This is a genomic window from Desulfobacter hydrogenophilus (assembly GCF_004319545.1).
Lineage (GTDB): Bacteria > Desulfobacterota > Desulfobacteria > Desulfobacterales > Desulfobacteraceae > Desulfobacter > Desulfobacter hydrogenophilus.
The window spans coordinates 5,048,246-5,071,885 of the sequence record NZ_CP036313.1; the positions used below are offsets into that span (position 1 = coordinate 5,048,246).

Below are 23,640 nucleotides of genomic sequence, written 5' to 3' on the forward strand. Positions count from 1 at the left end.
ATATGGAAAAATCTACTGAGATACTTGGCATTGATGTCGGATCCGTATCCGTTCATCTTGCAATCGTTGATATGAGCGGCAATCTTTTGCATAAAGCATCTGAATATCACCATGGCGATGTCAGGGCATGCCTGGCAAAAATGCTCGCCCATAAGGCCCTTTCATCCGTGACCCATGTGGCTAAAACGGCATCTACGCCGGCCGATATCAATGCAACGATCAGTGTTGACGAACAGGTGGCTGTCATACGCAGCGCACGTCATGTCCATAAAAATTTTAGCGCTATTCTGCATGTGGGTGGAGAAAAATTTTTCCTAAGCCTGTTTGACAACAATGGCAATTATAGAGGCCAGCGGCAGAATTCAGGGTGCGCTGCAGGCACCGGTGCATTCCTGGATCAACAGGCCGGACGGATTGATCTGCAGGGATCAGAAAAAATTTCATCCATGGCCCTTGAAAACTGTGGACAGCGGCCGGACATAGCCACCCGGTGTGCGGTATTTGCAAAGACGGATCTGATCCATGCCCAGCAGCAGGGCTATAATCTTAAACAGATCTGTGACGGGCTTTGTTACGGGCTTGCCAGGAACATTGCCAACACCTTGTTCAAGCAGGATATCCCGGAAAAAGAGATCATATTCTGCGGCGGTGTAGCCAAAAATAATGCCGTTAAAAAGCATCTTGAATCCATTATCGGAAAACCCCTTGTCAAAGGTCAACATGCCCTGGTTTATGGGGCCATGGGCGCAGCATTGTGTCTTACTGATAAAATAATGAATTCCCATGAACCTGCCCGGTCATTTAATGATATCAGTAACTTTTTCCTGGAAAAAACAAAAACAAAAAAGGGGCTTAATCTGCCCCTTGACTTGACCCTGTCTGATTATCCTGACTTTTCATCCGTTACAACCCTTAATTTTGAATCCGTTGAAATTGAAATTTTCAAACCCATTGATAACGAATCAGCGGTGAAAGGTTTTCTAGGGCTTGATGTGGGTTCCACCAGTACCAAAAGTATCATTATCGACCAGGATGGTGAGTCTGTTGCCGGATTTTACACGCAGACCGCATCAAGACCGGTTGAAGCTGTCCAGCGCATATTTAAAGCCTGTGATCATCTCATGGCCGAAAAAAAGGTTGTTTTCCGGATACAGGGGTGTGGAACCACAGGTTCCGGCAGACGCATTTCCGGCAAAATCATTGGTGCGGACTTAGAACCCGATGAAATCACGGCCCATGCCACTGCAGCCGTGAATCTTCATCCGGATGTGGATACCATCATTGAAATCGGGGGCCAGGACGCCAAGTTTACCCTGGTAAAAAACGGCCAGGTTACTTCGTCAGTCATGAATGCAGTATGTGCGGCAGGTACCGGCAGCTTTATTGAGGAACAGGCCATGCGCCTTAACTGTCCGTTATCCGAGTATTCCCACAGGGCACAGGGCATTGCGGCACCGGTATCCAGTGATCGGTGTACCGTGTTCATGGAAAGGGACATCAATTATTTTTTTGCCGAGGGGTATGGAAAAAACGAGATTCTAGCATCTGTGCTTCATTCGGTACGGGACAACTACCTGACCAAGGTCGCAAATATTGCCCAAATCGGTGACCGGGTCGTTTTCCAGGGCGCTACGGCCCGGAACAAGGCCCTTGTGGCAGCCTTTGAGCAAAAATTAAATAAACCCATCCATGTATCCAGATATTGCCACCTCACCGGCGCCCTTGGCATTGCCCTGATGGCCAGACAGATGAAGGCACAAGGCGAACTTCCTGAATCCTGTTTCAAAGGATTTAATCTGTGGCAAGAACATATTCCGGTGCGTCAGGAGGTTTGCCGACTTTGCACCAACCATTGCAAGATCACCATTGCCGAAGTAAAAGGAGAAACCCTTGCCTATGGTTTTTTGTGCGGCAGGGATTACCAGACGAAAAAACGGGTAAGCTCTTCCGGTCGTTATGATCTTTTAGGGCTTAGAAAAGAGGTTCGTCACAAAACGCTTCCTGGACCACCCGTTGTTAAAGGCAATGGAAAACAGATAACCATCGGCCTGCCCAATGCCCTTCATATGGTCCAGGACCTTGATTTCTGGCAGCTTTTTTTCAAGGAACTTGGATTACAGGTGGTGACCAGCCGCAAGTGCACCGAGCCTGTCAAGCAGGGTAAACAGATTGCCGGGGCCGAATTCTGTGCGCCGGTCCTCGCGCTGCACGGCCATGTGCAATTTCTTGAGGATAAATGCGATTATATTTTTCTGCCCTTTTATTTTGAAGACAAAACCAGTGAAAAAGGATTTCGCCGCCACCATTGCTACTATACCCAGTTTGCACCGGCAATTTTAAGCCGGCTGGCAAAACCGGGAAAAATACTGTCGCCTATGGTCAGATATCTGTATACAAGCTTTTATACAAAAAAGCAGCTATATGACACATTTAAAAAAATCGGGGCGAATCTCTCCTTTTTTGACATATCATCTGCCTGGGATCGGGCGCTGTCTGTCCAAAAAGACATGGAGAGCGCCCTTACCGGGCTATGGGCGTCCCAAGGATCTGCCGATAGAGCCAACGTGCTGTTGCTTGGCCGCCCATATACGGTTTTATCTTCTACCATGAACAATAATATCCCAGACATTTTTGCCACTATGGGCATCAAAACATTTTTTAATGACATGATTGATATAGAAGGCATTGATTATTCGCCCATTGAACCATTGCTCAAGCAGATTCACTGGAAACATGCGGCCCAAAATCTAAAAGCAGCCTTCGTTGCCGCCACAACCCCAAACCTGTATCCGGTTTACATCTCATCTTTCAGATGTGCACCGGATGCGTTTGCCGTGGATTACTTTAAGGAAATCATGGCATCTGCAAACAAGCCCTACCTGGTACTGGAGCTGGATGAACACGACTCCAGTGTGGGATATGAAACCCGTATTGAAGCGGCTGTCAGGGCGTTTGAAAATCACAGGCGAAAAGATCAGCCTCCCCAAACCACAGATGCCTCTTTATTTACCCCGAAATTTGATAAAAGCATTGACCAAAAAACAGTCATTTTCCCCAACTGGGATGCCATCACAGGTCACCTCATTGTTAATATAATAAAAAATGAGGGGTACAATGCCATATTGATGGAAGAAAATCAGGATACACTTAAAAAAGCCCTTTTGACAAATACCGGCCAGTGCCTGCCCTTAAATGCCGTGGCCGCGGGATTTATCCATACCGTTGAAAAAAAAGGGCTTTCTCCAGAAAACACGGTTTTATGGCTGAATCAGTCGGATATTGCGTGCAATATAAAAATGTACCCCTACCATATCCAGAAAATTTTGACCCGCCATGGAAACGGTTTTGAAAAAGCCAGGGTCTATTTGGGGGAACTGTCTCTTTTTGACTTAGGGATCAAGGCGTCAACCAACACCTATTTTGCCTATATGTTTGGCGGCCTTTTCAGGAGCATCGGCTGTAGAATCAGGCCCTATGAGATAAACAAGGGGCAGACCAATGCGGCGTTATGCACCGCCGGTTCCATCATGGGAACGGCATTTCTCACGGGAGGATCAAAGGAAAAAGCCCTAAAAGAGATCATGCCCATGTTTGAACAGATCCCTGTAAAAAAAGAAACGCGACCCAAGGTGGGAATATTCGGGGATCTGTATGTCAGAGACAACCGAATAATGAATCAAAATCTGATCCAGTTCATTGAGGACAATGGTGGGGAGGTTGTTACCACGCCTTATTATCAGTATGTTCAGATCATCGCCAATGCCTATTTTAAAAAATGGTTCAAAGAGGGCAAATACTTAAGTCTGATTTCAAACAAGGCCCTTCTGGCAGCTGTAAAAACAATAGAAAAAAAATATTATCCATTTTTTGCACCATTTTTCAATGAAACCGAACTCAAGGTGAATACGTCCTATGAACATATCCTTGAAACCTACGGCATGCTGCCCGAACATACCGGAGAGTCAATGGATAACCTGCTCAAGATCCACTACATTGTCAATGAGCATCCGAATTTAGCCCTTCTAGTTGCTGTCAATCCGGCATTTTGCTGTCCGGGCCTTATCACCGAGGCCATGGCATCACAGATTGAAAAAAAGGTAGGGGTTCCGATTATTAATATTACCTATGATCTGTCCGGAGGAAACAAAAATAAGGCGGTGGTGCCTTTTCTGAAATATTTGAGAACACCTACCTATTCCCAGAGCCGGAAGGCCTCTGTCTGACGCTTGGTTGGCAAGTACTCTTTGATTTCAGGATATCTTTCTATAAAGTCATTCTGAAATTCAATGCGTTTAACATTGAACCGGTTGTGGGAGTCAACAGCCCTGCGGTAACGCAGATAATATTCATCATAATTTTTTAGATGAATTGTACTTTCCGCCTTGGTTATGGCGTCAAAATTTTGGTCACAGAAGCGCAGCAGGGTTTCAAAATTATCCAAATAATTTTCAAGGCTTTTAAAATGCGCGATCACGATGCGGTTGTTATAGAATCTTTTGATTTCATACACCCATTGCAGATCCTTTCGGGTAACAAAATCCCTATGCTTTTCCACAAACTCAACCATTTGTTTGATGGCGGCTTGGTTATCATGCATGTTATGACGAAGTTCTCCTATAAATATAATGGTTTGCTCAAGCTTTTCCACCTTTGACTGAACCTTGGACTGCTGCTCAAGTTTAACTAAATAATTGTCCAGATTCTGGGTGGTCTGTTTGAGAATTTCACTGTAACGGATAAGCTGCCGGGTAACAGGCGGTAAATGAACATATCTATATTTTGTCTTCATTTTGGAATAGATAAAAATTTCGCTGGCAATTACGAAGGAAAAACAGACCAAAAAAATCATTAACAGGGTCAGTCTTTGACCTTTTCTGGATTTAAATATGAAATACGGCGTGGTGACAGGTGATGTAAATACAATGGCAGCCCACCATTTAGGAAGACTTCGACGGTTGCATTCCAATAACATCCAGCCTGATAAAATAAATACAAAAGAGAAATAAATATAATACACGCGTTAAATTTCCTATGGGTTAATTTTTCCTATGGGCCTCAACGGAATAACCAACACCGTCAGACTGCAATGTAACAGCACCCATCAAATCCGTTCGAAAAACAGACATCCTGTTTCGCCGATACCGCTGTAAAACCGTCCGGCAGGGGAAATTATGTCTGTTCATATAACCGCATGATATTATTACGCCTGACGGGCTTACTTTATCAAGGAAAAGTTCACTTGAACTGGAACAGCTGCCATGGTGAGGTGCCATCAGGATATTTGATTTAAGGCTAAAATTATTTGTATGCACAAGCTCTCTCTCCCTTTTTTCTTCGATATCGCCAGGAAAGAGGATGGAAAAGGATAAAAAATCGAGCCGAGTGACAAGACTGTTGTTATTACGGTTATCAGCTAAATGTTGAGGTTTCCCACCAAGAATACTTATATTGACCTGATCCCATGAAAACCGGCAGGGAGCAGAGCCTATAATATTGCTTTTAATACCTTTTTTTTCAGCGGTATACATCAAATTTTTAAAAACAACAGATGAGGAAATATCATGATTTTTTATCCATTGTCTGACTCTGAAATTTTCAAAAATAAAACACAGGCCATTCATGTGATCACTGTCCGGATGTGTCAGAATTACAGCATCAAGTTCCAGAATCCAATTTTTCCACAAAAAGGGCCCCACAATATACCGGCCGGTGTCAAAACTGGAACGACCGCCAAATCCGCCCGCATCAATAAGCAGGGTTTTTCCGTCAGGTGCAATGATAACGGCTGCATTGCCCTGCCCTACATCCAGGGTGTGCACCACAAGTTTCCCCGGATAAAATCTTTTTAACATCCCCTGGCCTGTGGATATGATACCGGCCACAATCAGAAGAAAAGTCAGGTATATTGCCCTCTTGTTCTTTTCCATAATTGCAAATCCAAAACAAAGTATCAATGCGTAATAGATGACAATTTCAATTGGCCGGGGCGTGACGACCCTGGCCCAGGTCCAGTCAAACCCTGCAATCCAATGAATGACCTGAAGGCAATATGAAAGAATGTGGATATCTAACGTTAAAAGAAGGTGGGCAAGGCCAGGCCAAAAATCCATAGACACAAGTCCTGCCAAGCCCAAAGGAAGACACAAAAATCCAATGATAGGAATCATGACAAAATTGGTCCCTACCTGGGCCATGGGAAACATATTAAAATAAAATGCTGTTACAGGGGCTGCGCCAATCCCTGCAAAGACTGTTGTCAAAATCGTTAAACCGATTCTTTTGATCCATTTATTTTCAGGCAAGCTCAAGGTTCGTCCCAAAAAAATAAAGCCTGTGATAATAAAAAAGACACAGGCAAACGAGAGTTGAAAAGAGATGGAAAACAAGGCACCGGGATCAATAAGAAGAATTAGACTTGCCGCAAAGTAAAGGGTATTTAAAGGATCTTTCTCCTTTTCCATGAGAAAAGACGTTAAAAAGACTGCTGCCATGATCAACGCCCTTTGGGTGGATGGTGAGAACCCGACAAAAAAGGCATAGGCAGTCAAAGGTAAAAGCGTGAGCAAACCTGCTGTTTTTTTTGCACGGCCTGTTATGACATAAGACGGTTGCCGGTTTAATATGCAGATAAAAATAGAAAAAAAACCGAATCCCACAAGGGACATATGCAACCCTGAAACAGCTAAAATGTGTGAAAGACCTGCTTTGGAAAAATTATCACGGGTCTTTTCATGAATCATCTCTTTTTGTCCGGTAACCAGAGCGGTGAGCACAGCTCTGGCCTGGTTGAGAAAAAAATCAGGCTGACGTTCATCTTTACTTTTGGCGGCGTTGGCAACATTGTTTGAAAAACGATCTCGGATCCTTTGCAAAAATCGCATAACACAGGCAAAAGAGCTGGTGTCAACCCGGCCTGTTTGCACAATGGTGCGAGAATTTGCGTAAACGCTGCCGGTTATGCCTTTAAGACGCATCCTGAATTTATAATCATATCCCCCGGGGTTGGAAAAATTTCGTATGGCTCTAATTTTTGATGTAACAATAATGTGTTCGCCAAAAAGCAAAGGATGTACAGCTTGTTTTGAAAAATCATGATACACGGTTAAAATTAATTCCCCAACACCTGTGTCGGCGTTGATACGAGTACAATTTACAGTGTATCTTGTTTTATTTTGATATTTTTTAGGAAAAGAATTAATTATACCTGAAATCCGGTGGGGTTTACCATTGCAAAACCTGACGACATGATGATCAGAATAATCGGGCGCGCAGATGCCTGCCATGCGAAACATTATCAAACCAAAGGCAGCTAGGCATGCTATGAAAATAAATTTATCCGGTTTGTATAAAATAAAAACAATTGCGGCAGGTAGACACGCCGCAATAAAAAAGATCCAGAGCGAAACCGGTGTCCAGCTACCTGCAATGGCACCGGTTACACAGGCCAGGAGGACAAAGAACATTGGCGCAAGTGTTAGCTTCTGCCTCATGTTCACCTATTCTCCTTAGATAGTGTTTGGACACTATTCATAAATTATGTCAGGATGAGAGTCTTTTTATATCCGCTCCCAGACCTTCAAATTTCTTTTCAATGGTTTCATAACCCCGGTCCATATGATAAACACGGCTGATAACAGTGGTTCCTTTTGCAATTAAGCCTGCAATCACAAGGGAAGCACTGGCACGAAGGTCCGATGCCATAACAGGTGCGCCCTGAAGATGAGACACCCCCCGGACGTTGGCGATATTCCCGCCGGAAATTTTGATATCAGCACCCATGCGCAGCAATTCATTGGCGTGGATAAACCGATTCTCAAAGATGGATTCATGAATCATGCTGTTGCCCTGGGCAATAGTCATCAATGCCATAAACTGGGCCTGCATATCAGTGGGGAACCCAGGGTACGGCAGGGTTTTTAAGTCAATATTTTTGATAACTTTGCTGCCTTTGATATGTATCCTGTCCTCAAAGGTATCAACGATCGCCCCTGTGGCCTTAAGTTTACTGATAACACCGCCTAAATGATCCGGCACGCAGTCTCGAATCACCACATCTCCCATGGTCGCTGCGGCAGCCGCCAGAAAAGTTCCGGTTTCAATCCGGTCCGGTATCACACGGCAAGTTGCACCATGAAGGCGACTCACCCCGTCAATGGTGATAATGGTTGTACCGGCACCACGGATGTTTGCCCCCATCTTATTTAATGCGTCAGCCAGACATATAATTTCAGGCTCCCTTGCTGCATTCCTCAGCTTGGTTTGACCCTTGGCTAAAACGGCTGCCATCATAAGGTTTTCCGTACCGGTCACCGTGGGGATGTCAAAATAGACCTCATTTCCGGTCAACCCACCTTCAGCCGTTGCTTCAATGTATCCGCCGGCAATTGAAATGGTAGCACCCAGCGCTTCAAGACCTGAAAGATGCATATTAACAGGACGAGCACCAATGGCGCACCCTCCTGGCATGGAAACCTTGGCCCGACCAAACCTTGCCACAAGTGGACCTAATACTAGAATAGAAGCCCGCATCTTTCGAACCAATTCATACTCGGCTTCTATCTTATTGATCCCGGATCCATCAACAATAAATGTGTGACCTTCAAAGTCACAGGATGCCCCAAGATCTTCAAGAAGCATAAATATTGAAGAAATGTCCATTAGGCGGGGTACATTTTCAAAGGTGGAGACCCCATCCACAAGGATACTTGATGCAATTAATGGCAGCGCAGCATTTTTGGCTCCGCTGATAAAAACCTCCCCTTTTAACTGTCGGCCCCCGTTAATTTGTATTTTATCCATTAAATAATTTCATTCCTGACTTAAAAGTAGGATTAATCGTTGATTAAAAGTGCTGACAATACCCCATATTACCATCTTAAATATTTATAAATATTGGCGTCTTTTAGCATATAATCTTTAATTTTAAAATATGTTTTGCCGTAAACTGTTTTATTTTCCCCAAACTTTAGGAATTTATGTAAAAACTTTTTTGATACTCTTACAGGAAACTTTAGATTAAAAATAGAGGACGACAAAATTTCTTCTTTGCATTTTCACAAAAAAAAAACGGGGTTTCATTTGAGTAAAAACTCCCTTGAAACCCCGCCTCTATAAAATGGTACCGAAGAGAGGACTTGAACCTCCACGCCTCGCGGCACTAGATCCTAAGTCTAGCGTGTCTACCAGTTCCACCACTTCGGCAAAGCAAAAAATTTTAATCAACTTTTATACTTGAATTTCAGACAAAATGTCAAGTCTAAAATATAAAAAGATACAAGCTAAATTAAAAAGGCCCTGATAATCTTTATGATAATCAGGGCCTTTTAAAAAAGAACCGGCGGCGTTCTACTCTCCCACACAGTCTCCCATGCAGTACCATCGACGCTAAAGAGCTTAACTTCCGTGTTCGAGATGGGTACGGGTGTGGCCTCTTCGCCATCGCCACCGGTTACACTGGTCGGACCTGGAACTTCAGAAAGTTTTATTCTCGTCATGTCCCGGGGGTCCAAATATGTAATCTGCTGTAGTAAATCAATATCTAATATTGCTATGCCGTAGTCGGATGAAATTTTAATGAAATTCAAGGCGCAAACAAAAGTTTTAAATAAGCTGTAGTCAACTACTGCGTTTTAAAACTTTTGTGCCGCAACAAAAAATTTCGCAAAATATGCTTTAACATCAAAGAATCTAAATTTATTCGTGGAAAAAAGTGGCTAAGCCTCACGACCTATTAGTACTGGTAAGCTCAACATGTTGCCATGCTTACACACCCAGCCTATCAACCTTGTAGTCTTCAAGGGGTCTTCAGTACTTACGTATGGGATATCTAATCTTGAAGTTGGCTTCCCGCTTAGATGCTTTCAGCGGTTATCCATACCCAACTTAGCTACCCAGCAATGCCGCTGGCGCGACAACTGGAACACCATTGGTTGGTCCAATCCGGTCCTCTCGTACTAGGATCAGATCTCCTCAAATATCCTGCGCCCACGAAAGATAGGGACCAAACTGTCTCACGACGTTTTAAACCCAGCTCACGTACCACTTTAATTGGCGAACAGCCAAACCCTTGGGACCTGCTCCAGCCCCAGGATGTGATGAGCCGACATCGAGGTGCCAAACCGCCCCGTCGATGTGAACTCTTGGGGGCGATAAGCCTGTTATCCCCGGCGTACCTTTTATCCGTTGAGCGACGGCCCTTCCATTCAGAACCGCCGGATCACTAAGACCTACTTTCGTACCTGCTCGAGATGTCTCTCTCGCAGTCAAGCTCCCTTATGCCCTTGCACTCTACGGCTGGTTTCCAATCAGCCTGAGGGAACCTTCGCGCGCCTCCGTTACTCTTTGGGAGGCGACCGCCCCAGTCAAACTACCCACCAGACACTGTCCCAGTTCCGGGTTACGGAACGTGGTTAGAACACTGAAACATGAAGGGTGGTATTTCAAGGGTAACTCCACACACACTGGCGCGCATGCTTCAAAGTCTCCCACCTATCCTGCACATCATATCCCAAAATCCAATGTCAAGCTGTAGTAAAGGTGCCGGGGTCTTTCCGTCTTTTCGCGGGTAGACGGTATCTTCACCGCCACTGCAATTTCGCTGAGTCCCTGGTTGAGACAGTGTGGAAGTCGTTACGCCATTCGTGCAGGTCGGAACTTACCCGACAAGGAATTTCGCTACCTTAGGACCGTTATAGTTACGGCCGCCGTTTACCGGGGCTTCAGTTCAGTGCTTCGCATAAATGCTAACAAATCCCCTTAACCTTCCGGCACCGGGCAGGCGTCAGACCCTATACCTCGTCTTGCGACTTTGCAGAGTCCTATGTTTTTAGTAAACAGTCGCTACCACCAATTCTCTGCGGCCCCCAATTGCTTTGTAAAGTATAATACTAACAATCAGGGGCATACCTTCTCCCGAAGTTACGGTATCATTTTGCCGAGTTCCTTAACCAGGGTTCTCTCAAGCGCCTTGGGATACTCTCCCCACCTACCTGTGTCGGTTTACGGTACGATCACCTGTTATCTCGATAGAGGCTTTTCTTGGCAGCATGGGTGCAGTCACTTTATGGGATAAATCCCTCGACATCGCTTCTCGGCCTTAGAATTCCGGATTTGCCTGAAATTCCAGCCTACAAGCTTGAACCGCCTATTCCAACAGACGGATGACTTGCCCTCCTGCGTCCCCCCATTTCTCAAACGATAACAAGGTGGTACAGAAATATTAATCTGTTTTCCATCGACTACGCCTTTCGGCCTCGCCTTAGGGATCGACTAACCCTGAGAAGATTAGCTTTACTCAGGAAACCTTGGGTTTTCGGCGAGCGGGCCTCTCACCCGCTTTATCGCTACTCATGTCAGCATGGGCACTTGTGTAATCTCCACACAACCTCGCGGTTGCGATTCTGCGACGACACAACGCTCTCCTACCAATGAAATAAATTTCATTCCGCAGCTTCGGTACTATGCTTTAGCCCCGATACATTTTCGGCGCAGATCCACTCGACCAGTGAGCTATTACGCTTTCTTTAAAGGATGGCTGCTTCTAAGCCAACCTCCTGGTTGTCTGGGCATTCCCACATCCTTCTCCACTTAGCATAGATTTGGGGACCTTAGCTGGCGGTCTGGGTTGTTTCCCTCTCGTCCGCGGAACTTAGCTCCCGCGGGCTGACTCCCGTATTCTGACTTTTTGGTATTCGAAGTTTGATTAGGTTTGGTAATCTGGTGAGACCCCTAGCCCATTCAGTGCTCTACCTCCAAAAAGAAACATACGAGGCTATACCTAAATATATTTCGGAGAGAACCAGCTATCTCCAGGTTTGTTTGGCCTTTCACCCCTATCCACACCTCATCCGAACAGTTTTTAACCTGTGACGGTTCGGGCCTCCACGAGATTTTACTCCCGCTTCACCCTGGACATGGATAGATCACCTGGTTTCGGGTCTACTCAATGCAACTTGCGCCCTGTTCAGACTCGCTTTCGCTACGGCTACACCTATCGGCTTAACCTTGCCACATTAAGTAACTCGCTGACTCATTATGCAAAAGGCACGCGGTCACACTCGAAAGTGCTCCCACAGCTTGTAAGCAAACGGTTTCAGGTACTATTTCACTCCCCTAACAGGGGTACTTTTCACCTTTCCCTCACGGTACTGGTACGCTATCGGTTGTCAAGTCGTATTTAGCCTTATGTGATGGTCCACACAAATTCCCACAGAATTTCTCGTGTTCCGCAGTACTTGGGAATACAAAAATAAGAGAGATTATTTTCGCTTACAGGACTATCACCTGCTATGGTTAAGCTTTCCAGCTTATTCAGCTAATAATTTCTTTTGTAACTTATTGGATCCTGCCGAAACAGATCCGATCTGTATCCCGCGACCCCGTTAACGCAACGCTTTCGGGCTTGACACGTTAACGGTTTGGGCTGGTCCCCGTTCGCTCGCCGCTACTTAGGGAATCGTTATTACTTTCTACTCCTGGGGGTACTAAGATGTTTCAGTTCTCCCCGTTAGCCTCCTTAACCTATGTATTCAGTTAAGGATGACACGGTATTAACCGTGTCGGGTTGCCCCATTCAGAAATCCCCGGATCAAAGGAAGTTAGGCTCCTAACCGAGGCTTATCGCAGCTTACCACGTCTTTCTTCTTCACTTGACACCAAGGCATCCGCCGTTTGCTCTTAGTAGCTTAGCCACTATTCCACAAATAAGTTTAAACGCTTTGATGTTTTTGAAAATTTTGTGAACTTCTTCGTTGCTTCACGTCAATTTTAAAACAGCGTAGTCTACTACGCTTTATTTAAAATTGCCGATCGCGCCTTGAATTTCAGCAAAATTTTCTTCAACATAGCATGGAGTGATTGATTTTCGTCTTTCACACCATTTTATATTTAGTTGATTGGGGTATCCTATGATACCTGATCAACAACGCTATTGATATTTACTACAACAAATTGTCAAAGAACAAAGAGAGTGCGGTTACTTAATTTCACCGGGTTGATCTCTCAAAATTGGTCAGTGAATCCAAAAAAAGCTTTATGTATTTCTTTCCTTTGAAAGGAGGTGATCCAGCCGCTGATTCCTCAACGGCTACCTTGTTACGACTTCACCCCAGTTATCGACCATACCTTAGGCGCCTGCCCCTATAAATAGTTAGCCCAGCGACGTCGGGTATAATCAACTTCCATGGTGTGACGGGCGGTGTGTACAAGGCCCGGGAACATATTCACCGCGGCATGCTGATCCGCGATTACTAGCGATTCCAACTTCATGGGGTCGAGTTGCAGACCCCAATCCGGACTGAGATAGGCTTTTGGGATTCGCTTCCCTTTGCAGAGTCGCTGCCCTTTGTACCTACCATTGTAGCACGTGTGTAGCCCTGGGTATAAGGGCCATGAGGACTTGACGTCATCCCCACCTTCCTCCCCGTTGACCGGGGCAGTCTCGCCAGAGTTCCCACCATTATGTGCTGGCAACTGACGATAAGGGTTGCGCTCGTTGCTGGACTTAACCAAACATCTCACGACACGAGCTGACGACAGCCATGCAGCACCTGTCTCTGTGCTCCCGAAGGCACTATTGCAATTACACAATATTCACAGGATGTCAAACCCAGGTAAGGTTCTTCGCGTTGCGTCGAATTAAACCACATGCTCCACCGCTTGTGCGGGCCCCCGTCAATTCCTTTGAGTTTTAGTCTTGCGACCGTACTTCCCAGGCGGTACACTTAATGCGTTAGCTTAGGCACAGCAGATTTTAATATCCGCCACACCGAGTGTACAACGTTTACTGCGTGGACTACCGGGGTATCTAATCCCGTTCGCTACCCACGCCTTCGCGCCTCAGCGTCAATATCGGTCCAGAGAGATGCCTTCGCCATCGGTGTTCCTCCTGATATCTACGAATTTCACCTCTACACCAGGAATTCCTCTCTCCTCTCCCGTATTCAAGTCTTGCTGTTTCAAGTGCACTTCCGGGGTTGAGCCCCGAGCTTTCACACCTGACGGACAAGACCGCCTGCGCGCCCTTTACGCCCAATAATTCCGAATAACGCTTGCGCCCCCCGTGTTACCGCGGCTGCTGGCACGGAGTTAGCCGGCGCTTCCTCCACTGGTACCGTCAATAGCAACTACTATTAATAGAAGCTAATTTCTTCCCAGTTGACAGAGCTTTACGACCCAAAGGCCTTCTTCACTCACGCGGCGTTGCTGCGTCAGGGTTGCCCCCATTGCGCAAAATTCCTCACTGCTGCCTCCCGTAGGAGTCTGGACCGTGTTCCAGTTCCAGTGTGGCTGATCATCCTCTCAGACCAGCTAACCATCGCTGCCTTGGTAGGCCTTTACCCCACCAACAAGCTAATGGTCCGCAGACTCATCCCCAAACAATTGCTTTCAAGAAGAGGCAATCTTTCATCAATCCACTTGTGTAAATCGACTTTATCCGGTATTAGCTACCCTTTCGAATAGTTATTCCAGGTTTGAAGGCAGATTATCTACGTGTTACTCACCCGTGCGCCACTCTACTCAGGATTGCAAGCAATCCTTTTCTCGTTCGACTTGCATGTGTTAAGCACGCCGCCAGCGTTCATTCTGAGCCAGGATCAAACTCTCCAGTTATAATCCTTTACTAAAACTTTTTAAGGTCTACACTCAAAGCTGTTAAGCTAAAGCGTATTGTCATTGACCCGCTCTTTTCTTCTTCACTGACCAATTTTCAAAGATCAAAATTCTTTTCAAGACATCAAAAGAACTTGACAAGAATATACAATAAAAAAATCTTTGTCAAATGTTTTTTTTATTTTAACTCTAAAAAAACACAAGCCTGAACTGCATCATCATCAAAACTTCTGCAACGTTGGGATTACCCCTTCAGCATGAAAACCGGCGGGGTAATCAAAAAGCCTACAAATCAATGCTCCGCAAACAAAGGATTGTGCTTAGAATGCTTCGTAGGTTACTTCACTTAATCCTTGACGCTGATTTGATCTTTATTTGCTTCAAAGGCTTTAGGTCCAACACCCTTTACCTTCATAATATCTTCTATATTTATAAAGGGCGTACTGTTACGAAATTCAATTATTCTGTCAGCAAGGGCATCGCCAACATATTTCAATGTTATCAACTGTTTTTTAGGCGCGGTATTAATGTTCACCTTCTTTGCGTCAGCCATTGCCGGCAGCGCACAGAGAGTCACCATCACACAAATCAGAATACAAAGATTTCTCTTTAATTTTGTTTCCATACATCCTCCATAATATATTGATATTAAAAGTCTGCATATTTAGATTGCAAACGCTGGACACATTTGAAAAAAGGAAGAGGGACGTTGAGCAAATCAAAAAATAGCTTGATCAATTCAGCAACAAAATAATAGTATACCATAATAAAAATTTAAAAAAATATCAATAACTTTTTTGTCTTTGTGATAGTTAAAACAGCAACAAACAGATTGTGGAACTTTGTTAGAGCGTGATGAAATAGACCGACAAATTCATTTTTTTGAGTCATGGTTGAAGTGATATTTAACAGTTCCATAGAGGTCTCTAATTGGGTCTATATTCCGGTATCATTTCCATCATGAGATTTCTAATAGCCTGCCCATCTCTGGCCTCTGCCATCGCCTTCAGCTGGTCAAGCTTCCCGTTCAAGACCCCCATGTTTACGCAGTTTGTATTCAGCACCATAATCTTCTTATGATCGGTGGAAACAACGTTCTCCAGATCCGTCATCAACTCTTCATAGAGCTTCTCCCCGGGCCGCAATCCGGTATACTCAATTTTGATATCCACATCCGGTTCAAACCCTGAAAAACGGATCAAATCCCTTGCCATATTATCAATTTTCACAGGCTTACCCATTTCAAGAATAAAAATTTCCCCGCCTTTCCCCATTGCACCCGCCTGGAGAATAAGCTGGCACGCCTCCGGTATCAGCATAAAGTATCGAATTATGTCAGGATGGGTTACGGTAACCGGTCCCCCATCCTCAATCTGTTTTTTAAACAGGGGAATAACACTGCCCACACTCCCAATTACATTCCCGAACCTTACGGTCATAAAAGCGGTTTCGCAATCTGCAGCACAGCTGTTCTCCTGAACCAGCAGCTCGGAAATCCGTTTGCTTGTTCCCATGACACTTGTCGGGTTCACCGCCTTGTCCGTGGATACAAAAACAAACTTATCGCATTTAAATGCCCGGGTGACTTCGATCAAATTTTTAGTACCGAAAACATTATTTTCCACAGCCTTCCACGGATGCCCCTCCAGCATAGGCACATGTTTATACGCGGCCGCATGGAAAACAATATCCGGCCGAACCAGATGAAACACTTTGTGAAGTTCTTTTCGATTCTGAATATCACCCAGCACAGGGACCACCTCTACATCCTGAAAATTTTTCTTCAACTCAAGGTCAATCTCATAAAGCGCACTTTCCGCCCTTTCAAAAAGAATGATCTTTTCGGGTGAGTACCTACAAATCTGCCGGCATAATTCGCTTCCTATGGACCCGCCTGCTCCGGTAACAAGCACCCGATTACCACCAATATATTTCCCGATCTGATCCTGGTCCAGTTTCACCGGCTCCCGTCCCAAAAGATCCCTGTATTCAACCTTTCGAATCGAAGTGACATCAATTTTCCCGTTGATCAACTCCCCCAGATTTGGAATGGTCTTAAAATTCACACCGGCTTTTTTACACAATTCCACAATGTGCCTCATCCGGTCCGCACTCAAACTTGGAATCGCAATAATAACATCTTCGGCCCCGGTTGATTTTATGGTATGCTCCACCCTTTCAATCACATTCAAAACCGGCACTCCATGAATCTTCCTACCAATTTTTGAACGGTCATCATCTAAAAACCCCAAAACACGGGATTTTACAGAAGGATTTTCATTGAACTCCCTGCATACTTTTTGCCCATAATCCCCGGCCCCGATGATCAACGCCCCTCTACCACTCCCGGCATTCTTGCGGAATATCTTGAAAAGGGCAAACTTCACATCTTGAAGCGTAATCTTTTCCGTAAATGCTTCAAAACATAAACGCACGAATAGGCGCAGGCCGGCAATAAACATTACCGTTAGACACCAGTCTATAACAAATACCGACCTGGAAATATGTTCGAATCTGGTCAAATATAGAACAAAGGCAATTATGATAAAAGTTGAAAAAATTGAAGCCTTTATAATATTGATTAAATCGCTAAGACTCGTATACCGCCACATGCCTTTATATAAATCAAACAAATAAAAAAATAAAATTTTACATCCCAAAACATAAGGAAGCAGGCGTAGAAAACTAGTATCAACCCATTGCTCTTTAATAAAATCGAACCGAATTAAATGCGCCAAATAAAAGGATGCACACAATAAAATAATATCAAGCAATAGAACGATGAATAAATTTTTTGATATCCTGAGTTTCACTAACTAATCCTATTAATCTAATTAATTACCCTATCTCCAGACCCCTTACCAGTTATTGTCTGTAGAATAAACATAAAATATTTTTTTTCGGACATTTGACAAATCATCTTTGCATCAGTTTCAGCAAGAAGCTCGAGCGTCGACATGTCAATCTCATTCACCTGAGCCAAACCGGTAATTCCAGGCCGCACGTCTAAAACGTTCCGCATTTCCCCTTTGAAAACATTCCACAATTGTGGCAACTCATCCAATTTTGTAACAGATGAAGATGGAACCAAATGGCTGGCCACTGAGGCAGTATCAAGTTTAATAGTACGAAATCAATACAGCATCAATAAGAATGATAATCACTAAATTCGTATATTTTGATAATTTCTGTTCCAGTCTTTTCCAGTCTATAGATTCTATCTTATAGGTCAAGACGAAAAACCTGCCCCCAATATGGTATGGATGACACGGTCTAAGTCTTGGGTGGTCATGGCCGTGCCTGAAGGCAGACACAGGCCTCGGGTGAACAGGTCTTCGCTGACCTCCCCCCCGACCACCCGGCAGGGATGGGTGTTCTGAAACACCGGCTGCAGGTGCATGGGCTTCCACACCGGCCGGGATTCAATATTTTCCGCTTCCAGAGCCAGGCGCACGGCTTCTCTGTCTGCGCTGAATAATTCCGGGGTGATGAGAATCACGGTGAGCCAACGATTGGATGTGCCATAGTCTGCTTCGGGCATGAATTCGATGCCCGACACATCCTCGAGGGCCTGGCGATAATACTCAAAAATCTCCCGCCGCCGTTGCACCCGGTCATCCAGCACAGCCAGCTGCCCCCGTCCGATCCCGGCCAGCACATTGCTCATGCGGTAGTTGAACCCGATCTCAGTATGCTCATAATGGGGGACCGGCTCCCTTGCCTGCTGGGACAAAAACCTGGCCCGGTCGATCAATGCCTTGTCGTCGGAAGCCAGCATGCCCCCGCCCGAGGTGGTCATGATCTTGTTGCCGTTAAAGGAAAACACGGCCGCCTTGGCCCCTTTGCCGGCATGCAACCCTGGTCTGCGCCCATACCTGGCCCCCATGGCTTCGGCCGCATCCACCACCACGGGCACGCCAAACCTTTCGCATACCGCAAAAATCCGGTCATAGTCCGCACACTGCCCATACAGATCCGTGGGCACCACAGCCTTGGGCAGCTGGCCCCTCTCCTTTGCCTGTTCCAGCTCCCGGGCCAGCAGATCCGGGTCCATGTTCCATGAGACACGGTCACAATCCACCAGCACCAAGTCCGCCCCCAGAAACACGGCCGGGCTGATGCTGCCCACAAAGGTCAGGGTGGACCCGATCACCTCGTCTCCCGGCCCCACTCCCAGCTCCTTCAATGCCAGGTGCATGGCCGCCGTCCCGCTGGACAGAGCCACACAGTGCCGGATACCGGTGTATTCGGAAAACTCTTTTTCAAATGCATCTACCTGGGGACCCACCGGTGCAATATAATTGCTGTTAAAAGCATCCCAGACAAACTGCTGTTCAAGCGCGCCCATATGCGGCGGAGATAAAAATATACGTTTATTCATAGAATAACTGTTTCCGTCTTTAAAATTGTCACAACCCAATTACGCGGTAATACAAAAACCCGTACATCTCACGCTGTCCTGCTTCCGTTTTCTTCATACATTCCGCCTGTGGCAGAAAATCCGTTACCGTCAAATTATTCCCTGCAGACACCTGAAAACCCACTGGATAAGGCACCCCTTATAAACCAGCCTGCACAAACAACATTTTTGCCCGGGTCATGTAATAAGCTGATGTCACCAGCAACACCCTTGCAGATGCCGGAAGCATCCGGACAACGGCCACAGCTTCTGCTGCAGTGTTCACCACATAGTCTGTCACCCGCAAGACCAGGATGCCAGCCAGACATAAAAATCGGCGCCGTAAGAAAATCTCTGCCAACACTAATGCCGTGGTCATTGCCAGTGGCATGGAAAAGAAAGGAAGGATTTTGGAGAAAATAATCACATCACCTGCCAATCGGCTTTGCAGGCATCCCCACCACAACCGAACCTGCAGCCACATCCTGATTGACAAAACTGAATGCCCCCACCACCGCATCTTCACCAACTGTCACACCCGGCATAATCACACTGTGGGTGCCGATTTTACAGTTTTTTCTGAGAATCACCGGACCGGATTTATCATCGATGGTTGACACCGAATAGATGGAACAGTGAGAACCAATTTGGACATAATCCTCGATGTTCACACCATATTTGGCATTGATATATGAAAACGCCCCAATATCCGTCCTATACCCCAGTATAAAATTCTCAGTATTTTGAACCACCCAGTTGTATTTTGTGGGCTGGCCATCCACAATTTCCGGGAATTGCCACTGGCTGAATCGATCCCTGCAATTGTTTTGGAAGTCATCGCCTTGACTTGCCAAGCTCTTTTGCCGGCACCCCCCCCATTTACCAGAACCTATTGATTTTGTTACACATGCACCAGCACCAACAACCGCATCATCACCAACAATCAAGGGATTTTCCCTGGTACCGTTAACAAATACCGCACCAGTTCCCACATATACTCTTTTTCCAAAATGGACATAGCCTGACACATGAACCCCCGGGGCCAGGGTAGTGTAATCCCCCATAACTACATCATGGCCAATGGTACAGTCTAAATTAATCTGTACCTGGTTGCCAATTGTGATGTTGGTGGTCAGGAGACAGCCAGCACAAATAACGGTACCCACTCCCTTTTCGATCCAAATCGACATTTGTGTATCCGGATGGATCAGGTCGTCTGATTTCAATCCTGCCCGGATCAATTTGTCACAAATTTTTTCCCGGGTTTGTGGAGAGCCAATGGCAACAACCACTGAAGCATCAGGAAATGATTTTACTGCATCTTCCAAAGACATCACCGGCACATCATTCATCCGGCTGCCATGCCATTTGGGATCGTCATCCACAAATCCCTTCACTTCACAATCTTTGCAGCACTGGGCAAGCCATACGATTTCCCGACCGAATCCGCCAGCACCATAAACCAGAAGCTGTTTCATTCCCATATCAGTCATGTTTTACCCCTTCAAGCACCATGAGCACTCCCTTTGAATTCCCCCATTGTCGCCTCCCCGGCAGCATTAATATCCTCGCGTTTCAGCACCTTCACAATAGTCATTAAAATAATCTTGATATCCAGCCACAAGGTGTGATGATCCACATACCATACATCCAGCTTGAACTTTTCTTCCCAGGTAATGGCATTGCGACCGTTGATCTGTGCCCAGCCCGTGACCCCTGGCCGGACTTCGTGCCGCCGGGCCTGCTCCGGCGTGTATCGGCCCAGGTATTGCGTCAGCAAGGGCCGTGGCCCAACAAGGCTCATATCCCCCTTGAGCACATTGAACAGCTCAGGTAGCTCATCCAGGGAGGTCGCCCGGAGGAAGCGGCCCAGGGACGTCAACCGGTCGCAATCGGGCAGCAGACAGCTGTTGTCATCACACGCATTGGTCATGGTGCGAAATTTATACATATAAAAGGGGGCACCATGGAGTCCGGGGCGTTTCTGTCTGAAAAACACCGGGGCCGCCATTTTCTGACGCACCAGAAGGAAAAGAAACAACAAAACCGGACTGATGACAATCAGTCCGGCTGCGGTTGCAATGAAATCAAATAATCGTTTCAGCATAGTGAATCCATAATAAGAGAATAAATGGCGTAAGAAGATAGCACAACATTTAACGCTTTAACTGCTCATTTTACCCCCAAAAAGGGGCTTCTAAGGCCAAAAAATAACTCATTCAAACAATTTTTATGTATTATGTCAATTTGTTGAACGAAGCCGCTCGCGCGGCGGAAAACCCCAAAGTTATGTATACTCCTAATTGTGGGATCAAACGGAAGATCCCAAATATCTATAATTAAAGGAGTATACCATGAATACATCCGAAGTAAATCGTTTTAACGAACTCTATGAGCGCCATTTAAAAACCCTTAAACTTCAGGGAAAGGCTCAAAAAACCATTGATGCTTATTCCAGGGCCATCCGACGGGTAAGAGATTACTTTGACTGCTGCCCGGACAAACTCGAACCCGAACAACTTGAAGATTACTTTTCCGATCTGGTTGACTCACATTCATGGAGTACAGTCAAAATTGATCGCCTTGGACTCCAGCATTTCTGGAAATATGTTTTGAAAAAAGAATGGAATTGGTTGAATATTGTCAAGCCGCCTAAGGTTAAAACCATTCCGGACATTTTGACTCCTGGTGAGGTGGAAAAGCTGATCGGTGCGACACGCAAACTGCGTTACCGGGTTTTCCTGCTGACAACTTATTCCATGGGCCTGCGTTTGGGAGAGGCATTGTCCCTGCAAGTGAGAGATGTTGATGCAGCACGAAAGCTTGTCCATATCCGGAGAGGAAAAGGCCATAAAGACCGGTTAATTCCCTTGCCGGACCGCACCTTGATCGGACTGCGGGAACTATGGAAAAGGCATCAGCACCCCAAGCTTCTTTTCCCCAATGCCAAAGGCTCACTGGAAACCATCCAAAAGGCAAAATCCCATATGGACCGGGGTGGTGTTCAAAATGCCATGAAGGTTGTCGTTGCCGAATGCGGCATTAAAAAAAAGTCTCCATACACTCTTTGCGACACAGTTTTGCCACCCATCTTCTTGAAAATGGCTTAAGCCTTCGTCACATCCAGGCCCTTCTCGGCCATGCTCGCCCTGAAACAACTGCACGTTACGCACACCTTACTGATGTCACGGAAAAGGACTGCAGGACGACCATCAATGATTTAATTAACACCATTCATGTAGATTTCTGGAAGGTGTAATCATGCGACTTTCTAATATCATTGACGAATATTATGATGCATTTCTGACTCGTTACGGGGATACGGTATTGCCGGAACAGATTAAAGCCTTAAACGCCATACTTAGTTGCCGCACACCAGACGCCGGGCAGATTTATACGGTCTGTCCAGACTGCAATCATACACAACAGCATCCACTATCCTGCGGAAACCGTAATTGTCCCCATTGTCAGAACCATGAGACAAGCCAATGGATCGACCGGCAGCAAAATAAACAGCTTCCCGTCCAATATTTCATGGTGACTTTTACCTTGCCCTGTCAGTTCAGGGATGTGGCATACCGGAATCAACGGGCAGTTTATTCCCTGATGTTTTCATGTGTATCCAGCACATTGAAAGACTTTGGGCTTAACCCCCGGCACCTTGGGGCTCAGATCGGTATGACCATGGTTCTTCACACTCATAGCAGAAGGCTGGATTTCCACCCGCATATCCACGTAGTTGTTCCAGGTGGCGGTGTTGATCCATCCAGGCGGCAATGGAAAAAGAAAAAAGGCAAGTATTTGTTTAACCAAAAAGCCCTGGCCAAGGTTTTTCGGGCACGTTTTCTGGACGGATTGAACAAAGAACATTTGACGATTCCCAAAGGTGCCCGTCCCAAATGGGTTGTCGATTGTGCCAGGGTCGGAACCGGCATCTCAGCCCTGAAGTACCTGTCCATATATTTATACCGGGGAGTGATCAGCGAACGCAATATCATTGCCAACCAGGACGGCCAGGTTACCTTCAGGTATATTGACGGCAAAACCAAGGAGGTGTGCAGTCGAACTCTTAAAGGTGAAGATTTTCTGCACCTGATCCTGCTTCATGTGTTGCCCCGGGGATTTCGTAGGGCAAGGGATTACGGCTTTCTTCACGGGAATGCCAAAAAACTGCTCTTCCTGGTACAGATGATTCTCCACGTCCGGATTATGGTAATAGTGCGTCGGCCAAGGCCTGTTTTTAAATGCCCCCATTGCGGGAAGCCTATGAAAATCCTCGGAATAAAACCTACTGGTGCAGGATAGAATAAACAAAAGGTAGAAACCAAATCTCAATTTAACTGGAGGAGAACAACACTATGAAATAATCCGTTTTTTTTAAAAAGCCCTGAAGAGGGCTACGCTATAGGTGCGTCTTATCACCGGTGCCCGCAAATCACACTCCTTTTAGATCCTTAATCCCCAAAAAGATATTTTCATATATATGGCAAGCCCGGCTCATTTGGGCCGGGCTTGTTCAACAATCGGATAAGATCGTGGTTCGTTCCTCACACGATCTATCCTTATTCGTTAGGCGGGTCTGACCCCGATAATCAGACCGATAATCAGATTATGGTAGGGTGTCGTGATAG

Annotated in this window: 13 protein-coding genes, 1 tRNA gene, 3 rRNA genes and 1 pseudogene; 4 read left to right on the plus strand and 14 right to left on the minus strand. The window is 45.8% G+C overall.

Features of this window, described 5'->3' with window-relative positions; genetic code table 11:
* Positions 1–2 precede the first annotated feature (2 nt).
* The gene (locus EYB58_RS22480; RefSeq protein WP_111955665.1) at positions 3–4,223 is read left to right on the plus strand and encodes an acyl-CoA dehydratase activase; all 4,221 of its coding nucleotides are present in this window, start codon (positions 3–5) and stop codon (positions 4,221–4,223) included.
* Here the strand turns inward: EYB58_RS22480 and EYB58_RS22485 are convergent.
* The 14 genes and pseudogenes from EYB58_RS22485 to EYB58_RS22550 all read right to left on the minus strand — a co-directional run bounded on the left by EYB58_RS22485 (position 4,193) and on the right by EYB58_RS22550 (position 21,116).
* Positions 4,193–4,972, minus strand: coding sequence for a hypothetical protein (locus tag EYB58_RS22485; protein ID WP_170299768.1), 780 nt, complete (start codon positions 4,970–4,972; stop codon positions 4,193–4,195). The two genes, EYB58_RS22480 and EYB58_RS22485, sit on opposite strands and share 31 nt — an antisense overlap.
* A 64-nt stretch (positions 4,973–5,036) precedes the next feature.
* The gene (locus EYB58_RS22490) at positions 5,037–7,490 is read right to left on the minus strand and encodes a DNA internalization-related competence protein ComEC/Rec2 (protein ID WP_242637489.1); all 2,454 of its coding nucleotides are present in this window, start codon (positions 7,488–7,490) and stop codon (positions 5,037–5,039) included.
* A gap of 49 nt (positions 7,491–7,539) precedes the next feature.
* Positions 7,540–8,799, minus strand: coding sequence for a UDP-N-acetylglucosamine 1-carboxyvinyltransferase (murA, locus tag EYB58_RS22495; protein WP_111955669.1), 1,260 nt, complete (start codon positions 8,797–8,799; stop codon positions 7,540–7,542).
* A 317-nt stretch (positions 8,800–9,116) separates the two neighbouring features.
* A tRNA-Leu gene (locus EYB58_RS22500) sits at positions 9,117–9,201 on the minus strand.
* A gap of 131 nt (positions 9,202–9,332) precedes the next feature.
* Positions 9,333–9,449, minus strand: a 5S ribosomal RNA gene (rrf, locus tag EYB58_RS22505).
* A 260-nt stretch (positions 9,450–9,709) separates the two neighbouring features.
* Positions 9,710–12,689 (minus strand): 23S ribosomal RNA (locus EYB58_RS22510).
* 361 nt (positions 12,690–13,050) lie between these two features.
* Positions 13,051–14,610 (minus strand): 16S ribosomal RNA (locus EYB58_RS22515).
* The 16S, 23S and 5S rRNA genes sit together here with 1 tRNA gene alongside, the layout of an rRNA operon.
* 346 nt (positions 14,611–14,956) lie before the next feature.
* Positions 14,957–15,235: a ComEA family DNA-binding protein gene (locus EYB58_RS22520; protein WP_111960719.1), complete on the minus strand. Its 279-nt coding sequence runs from the start codon at positions 15,233–15,235 to the stop codon at positions 14,957–14,959.
* Positions 15,236–15,536: 301 nt separating this feature from the next.
* A complete protein-coding gene (locus EYB58_RS22525; protein ID WP_111960721.1) occupies positions 15,537–17,423 on the minus strand; it encodes a polysaccharide biosynthesis protein in 1,887 nt (628 codons plus the stop codon).
* Between the two features lie 155 nt (positions 17,424–17,578).
* Positions 17,579–17,674 (minus strand): annotated as a pseudogene (locus EYB58_RS25050) (lipid carrier--UDP-N-acetylgalactosaminyltransferase); the annotation flags it as partial.
* A gap of 165 nt (positions 17,675–17,839) precedes the next feature.
* Positions 17,840–18,991, minus strand: a complete 1,152-nt coding sequence (locus tag EYB58_RS22535; protein WP_111960725.1) for a DegT/DnrJ/EryC1/StrS family aminotransferase — start codon at positions 18,989–18,991, stop codon at positions 17,840–17,842.
* A 178-nt stretch (positions 18,992–19,169) separates the two neighbouring features.
* Positions 19,170–19,436, minus strand: a complete 267-nt coding sequence (locus EYB58_RS22540; RefSeq protein ID WP_163354672.1) for an ElyC/SanA/YdcF family protein — start codon at positions 19,434–19,436, stop codon at positions 19,170–19,172.
* A 1-nt stretch (position 19,437) separates the two neighbouring features.
* The gene (locus tag EYB58_RS22545) at positions 19,438–20,502 is read right to left on the minus strand and encodes a NeuD/PglB/VioB family sugar acetyltransferase (RefSeq protein WP_111960729.1); all 1,065 of its coding nucleotides are present in this window, start codon (positions 20,500–20,502) and stop codon (positions 19,438–19,440) included.
* An 11-nt stretch (positions 20,503–20,513) separates the two neighbouring features.
* Positions 20,514–21,116, minus strand: coding sequence for a sugar transferase (locus EYB58_RS22550; protein ID WP_111960731.1), 603 nt, complete (start codon positions 21,114–21,116; stop codon positions 20,514–20,516).
* A gap of 247 nt (positions 21,117–21,363) precedes the next feature.
* Between EYB58_RS22550 and EYB58_RS22555 the strand changes: the two genes are divergently transcribed.
* The 3 genes from EYB58_RS22555 to EYB58_RS22560 are packed head-to-tail and all read left to right on the plus strand — an operon-like array spanning position 21,364 to position 23,314.
* Positions 21,364–22,119, plus strand: coding sequence for a tyrosine-type recombinase/integrase (locus tag EYB58_RS22555; protein ID WP_207309108.1), 756 nt, complete (start codon positions 21,364–21,366; stop codon positions 22,117–22,119).
* Positions 22,077–22,268 carry a tyrosine-type recombinase/integrase gene (locus EYB58_RS24980; protein WP_207309109.1) on the plus strand — a complete coding sequence of 64 codons (192 nt, stop codon included), beginning with the start codon at positions 22,077–22,079 and terminating at the stop codon, positions 22,266–22,268. The genes EYB58_RS22555 and EYB58_RS24980 overlap by 43 nt, the downstream gene beginning before the upstream one ends.
* 2 nt (positions 22,269–22,270) lie before the next feature.
* On the plus strand, positions 22,271–23,314 hold the full coding sequence (locus tag EYB58_RS22560; protein ID WP_131072137.1) for an IS91 family transposase: 1,044 nt from the start codon (positions 22,271–22,273) through the stop codon (positions 23,312–23,314).
* The last annotated feature ends 326 nt before the right edge of the window (positions 23,315–23,640 follow it).